The sequence below is a fragment of the Sphingomonas sp. BL-S-25 genome (genome assembly GCF_055521555.1).
In genome coordinates this window covers 2,667,679-2,681,388 of record NZ_CM145486.1, presented here as the reverse complement: position 1 = coordinate 2,681,388, position 13,710 = coordinate 2,667,679, and the positions used below count along the sequence as shown (strand labels likewise).

At 68.2% G+C, this 13,710-nt stretch carries 12 protein-coding genes; 6 read left to right on the top strand and 6 right to left on the bottom strand.

Features of this window, described 5'->3' with window-relative positions; translation table 11 throughout:
* Positions 1 to 40 precede the first annotated feature (40 nt).
* From amaB to ACZ1H8_RS12780, 3 genes are read left to right on the top strand one after another with little or no spacing between them, the layout of a single operon-like run.
* Positions 41 to 1,591 (top strand): L-piperidine-6-carboxylate dehydrogenase, encoded by a 1,551-nt coding sequence (amaB, locus tag ACZ1H8_RS12790; RefSeq protein WP_465177568.1) that lies wholly within the window; start codon positions 41 to 43, stop codon positions 1,589 to 1,591.
* A 26-nt stretch (positions 1,592 to 1,617) separates the two neighbouring features.
* Positions 1,618 to 2,613 carry a tetratricopeptide repeat protein gene (locus ACZ1H8_RS12785; RefSeq protein ID WP_465177567.1) on the top strand — a complete coding sequence of 332 codons (996 nt, stop codon included), beginning with the start codon at positions 1,618 to 1,620 and terminating at the stop codon, positions 2,611 to 2,613.
* A 55-nt stretch (positions 2,614 to 2,668) separates the two neighbouring features.
* On the top strand, positions 2,669 to 4,078 hold the full coding sequence (locus ACZ1H8_RS12780; RefSeq protein ID WP_465177566.1) for an amino acid permease: 1,410 nt from the start codon (positions 2,669 to 2,671) through the stop codon (positions 4,076 to 4,078).
* Positions 4,079 to 4,097: 19 nt separating this feature from the next.
* Here the strand turns inward: ACZ1H8_RS12780 and ACZ1H8_RS12775 are convergent, their stop codons facing one another.
* Genes ACZ1H8_RS12775 through ACZ1H8_RS12760 form a run of 4 tightly spaced genes read right to left on the bottom strand, consistent with a single transcriptional unit; the run spans position 4,098 to position 7,496 of the window.
* Entirely contained in the window at positions 4,098 to 4,703 is a 606-nt protein-coding gene (locus tag ACZ1H8_RS12775; RefSeq protein WP_465177565.1) for a response regulator, read from the bottom strand.
* A complete protein-coding gene (locus ACZ1H8_RS12770; RefSeq protein WP_465177564.1) occupies positions 4,700 to 5,803 on the bottom strand; it encodes a sensor histidine kinase in 1,104 nt (367 codons plus the stop codon). The genes ACZ1H8_RS12775 and ACZ1H8_RS12770 overlap by 4 nt, the downstream gene beginning before the upstream one ends.
* A gap of 32 nt (positions 5,804 to 5,835) precedes the next feature.
* Positions 5,836 to 6,588, bottom strand: coding sequence for an ABC transporter permease (locus ACZ1H8_RS12765; RefSeq protein ID WP_110149437.1), 753 nt, complete (start codon positions 6,586 to 6,588; stop codon positions 5,836 to 5,838).
* Positions 6,588 to 7,496: an ABC transporter ATP-binding protein gene (locus tag ACZ1H8_RS12760; protein ID WP_465177563.1), complete on the bottom strand. Its 909-nt coding sequence runs from the start codon at positions 7,494 to 7,496 to the stop codon at positions 6,588 to 6,590. The genes ACZ1H8_RS12765 and ACZ1H8_RS12760 overlap by 1 nt, the downstream gene beginning before the upstream one ends.
* A gap of 175 nt (positions 7,497 to 7,671) precedes the next feature.
* Between ACZ1H8_RS12760 and ACZ1H8_RS12755 the strand changes: the two genes are divergently transcribed.
* The 3 genes from ACZ1H8_RS12755 to ACZ1H8_RS12745 are packed head-to-tail and all read left to right on the top strand — an operon-like array spanning position 7,672 to position 11,464.
* Entirely contained in the window at positions 7,672 to 10,863 is a 3,192-nt protein-coding gene (locus tag ACZ1H8_RS12755; RefSeq protein WP_465177562.1) for an intermembrane phospholipid transport YdbH family protein, read from the top strand.
* 8 nt (positions 10,864 to 10,871) lie between these two features.
* On the top strand, positions 10,872 to 11,087 hold the full coding sequence (locus tag ACZ1H8_RS12750) for a YnbE family lipoprotein (protein ID WP_465177561.1): 216 nt from the start codon (positions 10,872 to 10,874) through the stop codon (positions 11,085 to 11,087).
* Complete coding sequence (locus ACZ1H8_RS12745) at positions 11,087 to 11,464, top strand: YdbL family probable chaperone protein (RefSeq protein ID WP_465177560.1); 378 nt, start codon at positions 11,087 to 11,089, stop codon at positions 11,462 to 11,464. Before ACZ1H8_RS12750 ends, ACZ1H8_RS12745 begins: the two co-directional genes overlap by 1 nt.
* Positions 11,465 to 11,511: 47 nt before the next feature.
* Here the strand turns inward: ACZ1H8_RS12745 and ACZ1H8_RS12740 are convergent, their stop codons facing one another.
* Together ACZ1H8_RS12740 and ACZ1H8_RS12735 are read right to left on the bottom strand one after the other, a co-directional pair.
* Entirely contained in the window at positions 11,512 to 12,366 is an 855-nt protein-coding gene (locus tag ACZ1H8_RS12740) for an alpha/beta fold hydrolase (RefSeq protein ID WP_465177559.1), read from the bottom strand.
* Positions 12,338 to 13,702, bottom strand: a complete 1,365-nt coding sequence (locus ACZ1H8_RS12735; RefSeq protein ID WP_465177558.1) for an NAD-dependent succinate-semialdehyde dehydrogenase — start codon at positions 13,700 to 13,702, stop codon at positions 12,338 to 12,340. Before ACZ1H8_RS12735 ends, ACZ1H8_RS12740 begins: the two co-directional genes overlap by 29 nt.
* Between the last annotated feature and the right edge of the window lie 8 nt (positions 13,703 to 13,710).

The window sequence follows — 13,710 nt, the reverse complement described above, 5'->3', positions numbered from 1 at the left end:
TGCCCTTCAACCGAACACCGCAATGGACGCTCTTCATATTATGCACCCAAATGATGCCAGCCCCCCCGCCCCCGGCAGCTTCGCGACATCGGTCGGCGAGTTGTTCGGCCAGATCGGCCTGTCGCTCGCCCCCCATCAGGGATCGGCGCTGACGGTCGCCTCCCCGATCGACGGATCGACGCTCGCCAGCCTGCGCACCGACAGCGCCGAAGCGATGGACGCGATGGTCGCGCGCGCGCGCACCGCGTTCCTGGCGTGGCGGACAGTGCCTGCGCCGCATCGCGGCGAACTAGTGCGCCGCTTCGGCCTGCTGGTGCGTGAGCACAAGGAAGCGCTGTCGCAGCTGCTGACGATCGAGAACGGCAAGATCCTGACCGAGGCGCGCGGCGAGGTGCAGGAGGTCATCGACATTTGCGACTATGCCGTCGGCCTGTCGCGCCAGCTGTTCGGCATGACGATCGCGTCGGAACGCGCCGAGCATCGCCTGACTGAATATTGGCATCCGCTGGGCGTGCTCGGCCTGATCTCCGCATTCAACTTCCCGGCCGCGGTCTGGGCCTGGGGTACCACCGTCGCGCTGGTATGCGGCGACAGCGCGATCTGGAAGCCGTCGGAAAAGACGCCGCTGACTGCGCTCGCCTTTGCCGGGCTGCTGCAGAAGGTAGCGGCCGAGGACGAGCGGGCCCCCGAGCATCTGGTTCAGGTCGCGCTGGGCGATGCCGCGTGCGGCATGGCGCTGGCCGATCATCCCGATGTCGCGGTCGTCAGCGCGACCGGCAGCGTCCGCATGGGCCAGGATGTCGGTGTGCGCGTCCAACGCCGCTTCGGCCGGCCGATCCTGGAGCTGGGCGGCAACAACGCCGCGATCGTCACCCCCAGCGCCGATGTCGCGCTGGCGCTGCGGGGCACGATCTTCGCCGCCACGGGCACCTGCGGACAGCGCTGCACGACGCTGCGCCGGCTGATCGTGCATGAGGATATTCGCGAGACGTTCGTCCAGCGGCTGATCGCCGCGGTCGGCACGCTGAACATCGGCAGTCCGCTGGACGAGGCGACGCATGTCGGCCCGCTGATCGACAATGCTGCGTTCGACGCGATGCAGCGCGCGCTGGACGCGGCGCGCAGCCAGGGCGGCGTCGTCCATGGCGGCGAGCGGATCGATCGGGGATCGCCCGACGCCTATTATGTCCAGCCCGCGATAGTCGAGATGCCGGGTCAGACCGAGATCGTCCGCGAAGAGACCTTCGCCCCGATCCTGTATGTCCTGTCCTACACCGAGCTGGACCAGGCGATCGCGCTGCAGAACGGCGTGCCGCAGGGCCTGTCGTCGTGCATCTTCACCCGCGACGTGCTGGAGGCCGAGCGTTTCCAGTCCGCGCTGGGGAGCGATTGCGGCATCGTCAACGTCAATATCGGCACCAGCGGCGCCGAGATCGGCGGCGCATTCGGCGGCGAGAAGGTGACCGGCGGTGGCCGCGTCTCGGGCTCGGACAGCTGGAAAAACTATATGCGCCGCGCGACTGCCACGGTGAACTATTCGACTTCGCTTCCGCTCGCCCAGGGTGTGAAGTTCGACCTCGACATCCAATGACACCAGATATCCGCAGGGGAGACAGAATGAGAAACATCCGGAAATTCGCGCTGGCCGCGTCGTTCGGCCTGGCACTGGCGGGCGCGCCGATGACCGCGTGGGCCCAGAATGGCAGCTTCCAGGGCACCTCGCTGCTCGGCCAGCCGATGTACACCGCGCCTGCGCGCAACGCGAACGTCGCCGCGGTCGAGACGCTGGAACGCGCCGCACGCGAGGCGAAGGCGGCGTTCGAGGCGAACATGACGGTGGACAATGCCACCTGGTATGGCCGGGTCCTGTTCTACCAGGGCTATACCCGCGAATCCGCCGAGGTGTACGACAAGGCACTCAAACGCTTCCCCAATTCGGGCAAGCTGCTGCGCCACCGCGCGCATCGCCATTTCTCGCTGCGCGAATTCGACAAGTCGATCGAGCTGGGGCTGAAGGCGGCGAAGCTGTACGAGAACCAGCCGCTCGAGCGCGAGAAGCCGGGCCCGGACTATTTCCCGGGCGACCCCGACGTGGTGCAATATTATCTCTATTACCATCTCGGCCAGGCCTATTTCGCCAAGCATGATTTCGACAATGCGGCCAAATGGTTCGCGCGGTCGGCCGAGGCGGCGTCGTTCACCCACGACCTCGATGCGCGCACCGCCAATGGCTATTGGGAATATCTGTCGCTGGCACGCACCGGCCGGCTTCGCGAAGCGCAGAAGCTGCTCGACAGCTATGACCTGACCCTGTTCGAAGTCCACCCGACGGGCGGTTCGGACACCTATTTCGACGGGTTGCAGCTGTTCAAGGGCCACCGCGCCGCCGACAGCTTCTTCAGCGACAAGGATGGCGGCCGCGCCTTCGCAACCGCCGACGGCGTCGCGGCGTCGACCGCCTACAGCCTGGCCAACTATTATATCCTGCGCGGCGAGCCGGAAAAGGCGAAGCCCTGGCTGAAGCGGTCGATCAATGTCGACAGCTGGAGCTATTTCGCCCGCATTCAGGCCGAGGCCGATTGGATGTTGCTCTTTCCGAACGAGAAGCCATGAGGTGACATGCCGAGCCGGCGGCGCATGACCAAGGGCCGATGAGGGAGAGAATGACGTGAACGACTGGACCCGCTGCAAGCCGCTGCTCCCCCCGGGCGAGCGCAGCGCCGATGCGCTGACGCCCAGCCTGTCCTGGCCGCAATTGCTGGCCATGGGGGTCGGGGCGATCATCGGGACCGGTATCCTCACCCTTATCGGCGTCGGCGTCGACCGGGCGGGCCCGGCGGTGCTGATCTCGTTCGGCATTGCCGGCCTGGTCTGCGCCTGCGCCGCGCTTGCCTATGCCGAACTGTCGGCGATGATGCCGGCAGCGGGCAGCGCCTACAGCTATTCCTACACGGGTCTCGGCGAGGGCTTCGCCTGGGTCGTCGGGTGGAGCCTGATCCTCGAATATTCGCTGGTCGTCTCGACCGTCGCCGTCGGCTGGTCGGGCTACGCCTCGCCGTTGCTGATGGGGATCGGCTTTCCCGAGGCGCTGACCAAGGGTCCCGAGCTGGGCGGGCTGATCAACCTGCCGGCCGTGGCGATCATCGCGATCGTCACCGGCCTGCTGATGCTGGGCACGCGTGAGAGCGCGCGGATCAACTCGGTGCTGGTGGTGGTCAAGATCCTCACCCTGCTGCTGTTCGTCGGCTGCACCCTGCCCTATTTCGACGCAGCCAATTTCAGCCCGTTCATGCCCTATGGCTATATTTCCCATGTCGACAGCGAGGGCGTCCAGCGCGGTGTGATGGCGGCGGCGGCGATCATCTTCTTCGCCTTTTACGGGTTCGACGCCATCTCGACCGCGGCCGAGGAAACCAAGCGCCCGTCGCGCGACCTGCCGATCGCGATCATCGGATCGATGGCGGTGTGCACCTTGGTCTATATGCTGGTCGCCGCGTCCGCAGTCGGCGCGGTACCGTTCGTGCACTTTGCCAACAGTCCCGAGCCGCTGGCGCTGATCCTGCGATCGATGAACCAGGACGGCATCGCCCGGATCGTGGCGACGACCGCAGTCGTCGCGCTGCCGACGGTGCTGCTGGCCTTCCTGTTCGGCCAGAGCCGGATCTTCCTGGCGATGGCGCGCGACGGCTTCCTGCCGCAGCGGCTGGCGCGCATCTCGAAGCGCGGCACGCCGACGCGGATCACGGTGGTGACCGCGATCATCGTCGCGGTGCTGGCCGGGCTGCTGCCGATCGGCAAGGTCGCCGCGCTCGCCAATGCCGGTACGCTGATCGCCTTCATCGCGGTCGGCCTGACGCTGCTGGTGCTGCGCCGCCGCGCGCCCGGCGCCCCGCGCCCGTTCCGCCTGCGCGCTGTGTGGCTGGTCGGCCTCGGCACGATCGGCGGCTGCCTCTATCTGTTCCTCAGCCTGCCGATCGAGACCCTGCTCTGGTGCCTGGCGTGGAACGTGATCGGCCTCCTGATCTATGTCGGCTATGGTCGCCATCGCAGTCTGCTGAGGCGGGCCAGCGCGAAGTAGCGCTACGCGGCGCTGGCCCTCACAGCCAGCCCTGTTCCCGGGCGATGCGGCTGGCCTCGATGCGATTCGAGGCGCCCAGTTTCGCGGCGGCTTCGGAGAGGTAGTTACGCACGGTTCCGGGGGAGAGTTCGAGCGCGCGGCCGATCTCCTTGTTCGAACGGCCGTCCTGCGCCAGCCGCAGCACCGCGCGCTCGCGGTCGGTCAGCGGATCGGGCGGGGCAAAGGCAGCGGTGGCGGCAAGGTCGGGGTCGATCACCCGGCCGCCGGCCGCGACCTGGCGGATCGCGTCGGCCAGCCGTTCCGCCGGGCTGTCCTTGAGGAGATAGCCGCGTACCCCGGCATCGATCGCGCGACGCAGATAGCCCGCGCGGCCGAAGGTGGTGACGATCAGGACGCGCGTCGCCGACCGCGCCGCGCCGAGCCGGGCGGCGACCTCGATTCCCGTCATGCCCGGCATCTCGATATCGGACAGCAGCACATCGGGCCGAAGCGCGGCGACGAGGTCGAGTGCGACGGGGCCGTCGGGCGCGCGGCCGACGACGTCGATATCGGGCTCGAGCGCCAGCAGCGATGCCAGCGCGCCGAGCACCATGCCCTGATCCTCGGCGATGACGACGCGGATCATGCGGCCGCCGCGACCGGAATCGCCGCGGTCACTTCGGTACCGCCGCTGCCCGCCCGGACCTGAAGACGGCCGCCAGCCGCAGAGAGGCGCGCGCGCATCCCGCGCAGGCCCGAGCCTTCGTCGAAGCGGCCGCCCTGGCCATTGTCGGATACGGTCAGGCGCACGTCATGGTCGTCCTGTGCCAGCACGATGTCGCAGCGCGTGGCGGCGGCGTGGCGGATCACGTTGGTGACCGCCTCACGCAATGCCATCGCCAGCACCGCGCCGTTCGCGGGAGGGATCACGATTTCCTCGCCCTTGACCGCGCAGTCCAGGCCCGCGGTCGCCAGCGCGGCGCGCGATGCCTCGATCTCGCGGCCCAGGCCGGCGGTGCTGATGCCGGCGACGGTGGCGCGAACCTCCGCCAGGCCGCCGCGCGCGGCCTCACCCGCTTCGCGCATCTCGCGCGCCGCGCCTTGCGGATCCGACGCGATCAGCCGGGCAGCGAGGTCGCTCTTGAGCGCGATCAGCGTCAGCGTACGGCCGAGCAGGTCGTGGAGATCGCGCGCGATCCGCTCTCGCTCCGCCTCCTGCGCCAGCAGGCGAACTTCCTCCTGCGCCTTCAGCAGCGCGCGGTGTTTATCGCCCAGCGCCGTGCCTGCCATTTTGCTGTAGACAACCATCGTCTGGAACAGCGCCGCCATCGCGACGGCGTACCAGGGCGCACCCTGAAGGATCAGCGCGGCAACCGAGATGGTGATGAAGGTCGCGATGATCCGCACCGCATCCCTCGCTGGCCGAAGCTCGGCGGCGACGGCACAGGCATAGACCGAAAGGACCGACCAGTTGCCGCCGAACGGGATCAACGCCAGCGCGAGCACGAAGATAAGGATTGCCGGCAGGATCACCGCCCTGCCCGAGCAGCGCGCGCCGTAGATATAGAGGGCGAGAAACACGCACAGGCCCGCCACCGACACCGTCAGGTCGAACAGGGCTGGCGGGTGATAGAACCAGGTCATGCCGAACAGCGGCAGATAGGCGAGCCAGAGCCAGGGACGCCGGACGTCGATCAGCTTGTGATACCAGCGCTGGCTTGCCGGGAATGCCGCTTCGGATTGCATGATCGTGATGCTTGCGCGGGGCGATGCGGCGGTCAAGCCGGGCTGCGCCGCCAGCCGCCCAGTGCCAGCCACGCGACCAGCACAGTGATGGCGATGATCGCGGCGACATGCGCGAGCACCGATCCCTGCGGCGGGATCCCGATCGCCGCGAGCGCGAGTTGGCCGAGATGGAAGGAGGGCGTCGCCCAGGCGGCATGCTGCATCCAGGCCGGCAGGATCGAGATCGGCATCCACAGCCCGCCCAGGATCGAGAAGCCGAGATAGAAGGCGTTGGCGGCGGCGATCGCGCCCTTGGCCCCCATGCGCATTCCGACCGCGAAGCCGATCAGCGCGAACGGCACGACTGCCAGCAGATGGACCGCGACCAGCATCGCCCACACCCCTGCCGGAAACCGAACGCCGCCGATCAGCGCCAGGCCATAGATCAGCGCCAGAGCCAGCGCCGCCATCGCCCCGGCCGAGACCAGCTTGGCGACGATATAGGCACCCGCGGGAAGCGGCGAGACGCGCTTGAGCTCGATGAGCCCGCTCTCGCGCTCCACCGCGACCCCGGCGCCGAAACCGAACAGTGCCGGGCCGGTGGCGGCGAACACCCCGAAGGTCGCCAGCGAATAGGCCGTCGCCTCCGGCCCGCCCTTGTTCAGCGCGATCGCGAACAGGCCGTAGAAGACCGCCGGGGTGATGATCGTCGGCAGTGCGAATTGCGGCAGACGCAGATTCTTGAGGAGTTCGGCGACGCTCTCGCGGGCGAACACGCCCAGCGGGCTGGCGAGTGCGGTTGCCATCAGGCTGCCTTTCGGGTCGAGGGGGAGAGGTTGGCGAGCGCTTCCTCGAGCGAGGCGGCACTGATCGTCAGTTCGGCAAGCGACGGATCGGCGGACAGCAGCGCCCGCGCGCTCACCACAGCATCGGCGACGAGCAGGGTCGCTGCGGCGCCGCTTCGACTGACCGAGCGGACACCCGGCAGCGCCGAGAGAAGCGGATCGCTGAGCGCAGTGCGGCAGCGGATGGTCGAGCCGCCGACGCTCGCCTTGATCCCGGCGGGTGCATCGTCGGCGATGATCCGCCCCTCGGCGATCACGACGATGCGATCGGCCAGCGCGTCCGCTTCCTCGAGATAATGCGTCGTCAGCAAGACCGCCGCCCCGCCATCGGCCTCTTCGCGAACGGTAGACCACAGATGGCGCCGCGCTTCGTGATCGAGCCCGGTCGTCGGCTCGTCGAGCACGAGCAGGTCGGGCCGGCCGCAGATGGCAAGCGCATAGAGCAGCCTACGCTGCTGACCGCCCGAGAGCTTGCCCGCGGGGCGCTTCTCGAGGCCCTCCAGCCCCGCCAATGCGATCGTCTCGCCGATCTCGCGCGCGTCACGGTAATAGCCCGACTGCAAGGTCACCAGCTCGCGCACGGTCAGCACGTCGGGCAGGCCCGCGCTCTGCAGCATCACCCCCATTCGTGCCCGCGCCACCGGCCGCGAAGGATCGAGGCCGAACAGGTCGACCTTGCCCGCATCGGGCGCAATCCGGCCGGTGAGCAGGCCGACGCTGGTCGTCTTGCCCGCACCGTTCGGCCCGAGCAGCGCGGTCACCTCCCCCGCGCGGATATCGAGGCTAAGTCCATCCAGCACCACATGGGTGCCGAACCGCTTCGAGACGCCGTCGAGCCGTCCCACGACCAGCATGTCATCCCTGTCCATCACCTGCTCCCTTCGTGACCGGATTCATTCTGGATGAGGCGATGTTGCGCCAGTGCGGAGTGTCAGGTCGCGAGGGTGACAGATGTCACCTTCGATCGGCAGCCGGGAAGCAGACCAGCGTCCGGAACTGCGAGCACGCAGCCGAGTTTTTGCACGGCGGGACAGCTCAGGTTAAGTGCCGTTCAGCGACGAGTGGGGCGTGGTGGCTGGAGCGGGCGTGGACCGAAGCGAGGAAGAGTCGGGCGCCGACGCGACGCGACTGGTGGGCCGGCGACCTGCGCGGCGATGGCGCCGCGTCGCGCTGATCCTGATCCTGCTGATCGCCGTCATGCTTGCCGCCGCCTGGCTTCAACGACGCACCATCGCGCGCAGCTTCGTCGACCGTGAGCTTGCCAGGCGCGGCGTGCCCGCGCGCTACGAGATCGAGCAATTATCGCCCTGGCGCCAGCGGCTGACCAACGTCTCGATCGGCGATCCGCGCAATCCCGACCTGACCGCCGACTGGATCGAGCTTCGCACCGCGCTCACGCCGTGGCGGGCCGAGGTGCTGGTGGCGAAGGCGGGCACGGTCCGGCTGCGGGGTCGCATCGTCGATGGCGCGCTGTCGCTTGGCTATCTGGACCGGCTGATGCCGGCGCCGTCGGGGAAGCCCTTCTCCCTGCCACAGCTGAGCGTCGAGGTGGCGGACGCGCAGCTTGCGCTCGACAGTGGCAGTGGACGGATCGACATCGGCCTGAGCGGCAAGGGGTTGCTGACCGACGGGTTCGCCGGTGCCGCTTGGGCGCGCGCGGATCGGCTTGCGGCGTCCGGCTGTACGCTGGACCGGGTCGCGGCGCGGATGCGGCTGCGCATCCGGCGCGGCGCGCCATCGGTCGAAGGGCCGGTCGATGCGGCCGCCATTGCGTGCGGGACGACGCGCCTGACCCGGCCGCATGTCGAGCTGACCGCCGATCTAGACGCGTCGCTGGCGCGGTGGTCGGGGCGGGCGACGCTCGGCGCGGCGCGCTTGAACGCGCCTTTCGCGCGGCTAGATCAAACGACAGGCACCATCGACTTTGCCGGCGACCGCGCGAGGACCCAGGGCAGTGTCGCGCTGCGCTCCGGGACGCTTGCCGCGCAGGGGATCACTGCAGCGTCCGCCACGCTTGCGGGCCGCTACTCCGTCGGCACTGCCACGGGGTTCGACGGCAGGATCGAGCTGGCGGGGGCGGCCCTGCCCTCGCCGATGCTCGGCCTGATCGCCGCCTATGGAAACACCGGACAGGGCACACCGATCGCGCCGCTGGCCCGACAGTTCGCACGCGCGCTGCAGCAGGCGGGACGGGGCTTCGGGGGATCGGCGGACATCGATCTGCGGACGGGCAGCGATGGGACCTTGCTCCATCTGAAGACGCTTGACCTCGCGGCACGGTCGGGCGCGCGGCTTCGCTTCGGCGGCGGGCCCGGGATCAATTTCGGCCTTGGCAATAGCGCAGTCGATCTGGCGGGCAGGCTGTCGCTGAGCGGTGGCGGAATGCCCGATGTCTCGGTCCAGCTCACGCGCCAGCCGGGAAGCGCGGAGCTTCGCGGCACCGGCGTGGTCCGGCCCTTTGCGGCGGGCGGGGCCAGCCTCGCGCTGTCGGCGCTGGACTTCCGGGTTCGCGGCGATGCGGGCGAAGTGCGCACCGTGGCGACGCTGTCGGGGCCCCTGAGCGGCGGGCGGATCGACGGGCTGTCGATGCCGCTCGCGGCGCGCTGGGACGGGCCGATGCTGGCGGTGAATTCTGAATGTCAGACGGTCAGCTTCTCGCGCATTGCGGCTGCCGGCATGACGCTGAATGCTGATCGCGTGACGCTGTGCCCGATCGGGCCGGCAATGGTGCAATGGGGAGCGCAGGGCCTGACCGGCGGTGTCCGCACCTCGGCGCTCAAGCTGGCGGGCAGCATGGGGGAGAGCCCGTTGAGCCTGTCGGCGGATGCAGCGCGGCTGAATCTGACTGAAGGCACCTTCGGGATCACCGGAGCTGCGGTGCGACTGGGTGCCGACCAGCCGACGCAGCTCGATATCGGCCAGCTGACCGGCGGCTACCGATCGACACTGGGCGGCGAGTTCGAGGCACTCGGCGGCCGGATTGGCCCGGTGCCGCTGATCCTGTCGCAGGGCAAGGGCACGTGGCAGGTTGAGCAGGGTGTGCTCTCGCTGATAGGTGGCTTTCGCCTGACCGACGCGGAGCCGACGGCACGGTTCGAGCCGCTTGCCGCGACCAATGCGCGCCTCAGTCTGCGCGACGGGACGGTCGAAGCGCAGGCGGAGCTGGTGGGCACCAAGCGCCCGGTGCCGGTCGGCAAGGTGACCGTCACCCATCATCTCGACACGGCCAAAGGCGAGGCGCTGCTCGACGTGCCCGGCATCCGCTTTGCCGTCGATGGCCTTCAGCCGACCGACCTGACCTCGTTGACCTATGGCGTCATCGCCGACGTGCAGGGGCTGGTCGCGGGGACCGGCCGCTTTGCCTGGTCGGGCGACGGCGTCACCAGTACCGGCCGCTTCACCGCGACCGATGTCGATCTGGCGGCCGCCTTCGGTCCGGTACAGGGGCTGACGACGCAGCTCGACTTTGTCGACCTGCTTGCGATGCGCACCGCGCCGGGCCAGGTCGCGCAGGTGGACGAGATCAATCCCGGTGTCCCGGTGCGCGACGGTGCCTTCCGCTATCAGATTCTCGACACCCGCCGTGTGCGGGTGGAAGGCGCGCGCTGGCCGTTCGCGGGCGGCGAACTGATCCTCGACCCGACGACGCTCGACTTCAACGAGGCGGGCGAGCGGCGCATGACCTTCCACGTGAAGGGGGTCGATGCTGCGCTGTTCCTCAAGGAAATGGCGTTCGACAATCTCGACGCGACAGGCACGTTCGACGGGACGCTGCCGATGATCTTCGATGCCAATGGCGGACGGATCGAGGGCGGCGAGCTGCGCGCCCGCGCGGGCGGCACGATCGCCTATGTCGGCGAGATCTCGCAGCGCAATCTCGGGCTGTGGGGCAATATGGCGTTCCAGGCGCTCAAGTCGCTGAATTATGCCAACCTGACGATCCGGATGAACGGCCCGCTGGCTGGCGAGATGATCACCGACATCAGCTTCTCGGGCGTCACCCAGGGCAAAGGGACGAAATCCAACTTCCTGATCCGCCGTCTGGCCAAACTGCCCTTCGTGTTCAACGTCCGGATCAACGCGCCCTTCCGCCAGCTGCTCGACTCAGTTCAGTCCTGGTACGATCCCAAACGTCTGATCGAGCGCAATCTGCCCGCGTTGCTCGAAGAGCAAAATCGTGCAGAGGAAGCACGGAAGCCGGTCGTTCAGCCCCTCGAAAGCGTCCCCGTTCCATGAAAGGCACCATGATGAGCTCACAGGTTTCGACGCGCCGACCCGACTATCCGGGACTGGGCTTTGTCGGGCTCGCGCCGCTGCTGATGGCGGGCGGCTGCATCAACGTTACCGCGCCCGACAAGCCGATCGTCATCAACCTCAATATTTCGATCACTCAGGAAGTGGTCTATCGTCTGGACAACAAGGCGAAGGCCATCATCCAGGACAATCCAGGGATCTTCTGATGCGCAACCTGCTTCTCACCTTCGGTCTGGCGACGACGCTTGCCGCCGGCGTGACCCTGCCAGCCTTCGCCCAGCGCGACCCGGCCTATCAGGCCGCGCGCCAGCAGGGCCAGGTCGGCGAGCAGCCCGACGGCTATCTCGGCATCGTCGGCACGCCCACGCCCGCGCTGACCGCGATGGTGAACAACATCAACATCCAACGAAAGCGCCAATATACCCAGCAGGCCTCGGCCAGCTCGACCGTGGAGCAGATGGCGTTCGTTACCGGCTGCAACCTGATCCTGCGCACGGTCGCGGGGGAAAAGTACCGGACACCGGATGGACGCTGGCTCACCCGCGGCAGCGATGCCCCGGTGCGGGATCCCCGCTGCCTGTGAAACGCGTCTGACCTCGGGGTGCGCGGCGGACAGCGACGCCCCGAGGCTCAATTCCGGTCGACAAAGCCTATAATATGCTCGGCGGACTGCGCCGGCGTCGTGCCAGGCGGGAACAGGGTCATGGCGGCGTCCGGGCGCAAGGCCGCGGCCTTGGGAAGATCGCCATGTGTCGGGTCGCTGGCGCTGCAGACGAGCAGCATCTCGTGACGGCTGGCCGCGAGTGCCTCGGCCATGTCGTAGGACCAGGCAGCGCGATAGGCGCAGTGATAGGTCGTCAGCGCCTTCAGCACATCGACCACGAACGGGTGCAGCACCTCGGGGTGTGGAACGCCATTGCCGGTGCGGTGCGCGGCGTCGCGATCGAAATAGGGGTAGAACAGAAACATGTCGCGGCAGAACTGATAGGCCCAGCCGAACTGGCCGCCATGGGCATCGGGCCGCATCGGCGGCGCGTAATGTTCGACCATCCGAGTGCGCTCGCTTGCCTCCATCAGCACGACGCCGTCCAGCACGAGCTTGCCGACCCGGTCGGGGTGGCGGCGGGCCAGCTCGACCCCGATCATCGCGCCGGTATGGCTGCCATAGAAATCGACCCGGTCCAGCCCCAGCGTGTCGATCACGCGAAGCGCGCAATCGGCATAATAGGCGATATCGGTATCGAGCCGCGCCGGCGGGCAGGAGTCGCCGTTGCCGAGCATGTCCGGCGCGATCACCCGCCGCCCACGCGCAAGTTCGGCGGCGAGCAGTGCCAGCTGCAGCGACGAGCCCGGCCCTGCATGCGCCATGTACAGCGGACGCGTCGCCGAAGCGGGATCGCCGGCGCAGCGATAATGGACCAGCCCCTCCGCCAGGCGGAGGAAGGCGCGATCGATGTCAGGCGGCGGCGAAGACGAGACGGACATTGACGAACTCCATCATTCCCCAGCGGCCGAGTTCGCGCCCGATGCCGGACCGCTTGATCCCGCCGAACGGCAATGCCGGGTCGGACACCGTGTTCGCGTTGAAGAAGGTCATGCCGCATTCGAGATCGTCGGCGAAGCGCGCACGCTCCCCCGCATCCTCGGTCCAGACGCTGGAGCCCAGGCCGAACGGCGTTTCGTTGGCGACGCGGACGGCCTCGTCGATATCAGCGACCTCGAACAGCAGTGCGACCGGGCCGAAAATCTCCTCGACCCGCGCAGCAGCGCCCTCGGGTAATCCCTCGATGATGGTCGGCGCATAATAGGCGCCGGCCCCGTCGATCACCGACCCGCCGCAGACCAGCGCGCCGCCCTGCGCAAGCGCCCGCTCGACTTGTCCGACCAGTTCGTCGCGCGCGCCATGGCTGGACAAGGGACCCAGATCGTTTTCCGATTCGAGCGGATCGCCGATGCGCAGCGCCGCAACTGCCGCCACGAACTTCTCGCGAAAGGCGGCATAGATGTCGCGGTGGACGATGATCCGCTTCGCGCAGACGCAGGACTGGCCGTTATTCTGGTATCGGCCCGTCACGGCACCGGCGACAGCCTTGTCGAGATTGGCGCTGGGCATCACGATCAGCGGGTCGCTGCCGCCCAGTTCGAGCACGCAGGGCTTGAGCGCGCGGCCGCTGGCTGCACCGACCGAAATGCCCGCCCCCTCGCTGCCGGTCAGCGTCACCGCGGCGACGCGCGGATCGTCGATCACCTTCGCCAGTTGCGACCGCGTCAGATACAGATTCTGGAACACGCCCGCCGGCAACCCCGCGGCCACGCCGGCAGCGGCAAGCGCCGCCGCGCATTGCGGCGTGCTCGACGCGTGCTTCAACAGCACGACATTGCCTGCCATCAGCGCCGGCGCGAGGAAGCGGACCACCTGCCAATAGGGGAAGTTCCACGGCATCACTGCGAAGACAATGCCGAGCGGTTCGTGACGCACCTGTGCGTCGCCCGCCGCATGCGGCACGGCCTCCGTTGCCAGCAGCGCCTCGCCATGCTGCGCATACCAACGGCAATTGGCGGCACATTTGAGCACTTCGGCCCGCGCGCTGGCGATCGGCTTGCCCATTTCCAGCGTGATCAGCCGGGCATGATCATCGGCATGCGTCTCGAGCTGCTCGGCCAGGCGGATCAGCGCCGCACGACGCTCGGCGAAGCTCGTCCGGCGCCAGGCGGCGAACGCCCGATGTCCCTCCTCCAGAGCCCGCTCGACCGCGGCGTCGTCAGCCTCGTCGAAGGTGGCAAGCGTTTCACCTGTGGCTGGGTTCACCGAACGATACACGATAGTCT

What these genes read in the sequence shown, in the direction of transcription:
- amaB (WP_465177568.1), top strand. Translation starts at nt 41, where the DNA reads ATGCACCCAAATGATGCCAGCCCCCCCGCCCCCGGCAGCTTCGCGACA.
- ACZ1H8_RS12785 (WP_465177567.1), top strand. Translation starts at nt 1,618, where the DNA reads ATGAGAAACATCCGGAAATTCGCGCTGGCCGCGTCGTTCGGCCTGGCA.
- ACZ1H8_RS12775 (WP_465177565.1), bottom strand. Translation starts at nt 4,703, where the DNA reads ATGATCCGCGTCGTCATCGCCGAGGATCAGGGCATGGTGCTCGGCGCG.
- ACZ1H8_RS12770 (WP_465177564.1), bottom strand. Translation starts at nt 5,803, where the DNA reads ATGCAATCCGAAGCGGCATTCCCGGCAAGCCAGCGCTGGTATCACAAG.
- ACZ1H8_RS12765 (WP_110149437.1), bottom strand. Translation starts at nt 6,588, where the DNA reads ATGGCAACCGCACTCGCCAGCCCGCTGGGCGTGTTCGCCCGCGAGAGC.
- ACZ1H8_RS12760 (WP_465177563.1), bottom strand. Translation starts at nt 7,496, where the DNA reads ATGGACAGGGATGACATGCTGGTCGTGGGACGGCTCGACGGCGTCTCG.
- ACZ1H8_RS12750 (WP_465177561.1), top strand. Translation starts at nt 10,872, where the DNA reads ATGATGAGCTCACAGGTTTCGACGCGCCGACCCGACTATCCGGGACTG.
- ACZ1H8_RS12745 (WP_465177560.1), top strand. Translation starts at nt 11,087, where the DNA reads ATGCGCAACCTGCTTCTCACCTTCGGTCTGGCGACGACGCTTGCCGCC.
- ACZ1H8_RS12740 (WP_465177559.1), bottom strand. Translation starts at nt 12,366, where the DNA reads ATGTCCGTCTCGTCTTCGCCGCCGCCTGACATCGATCGCGCCTTCCTC.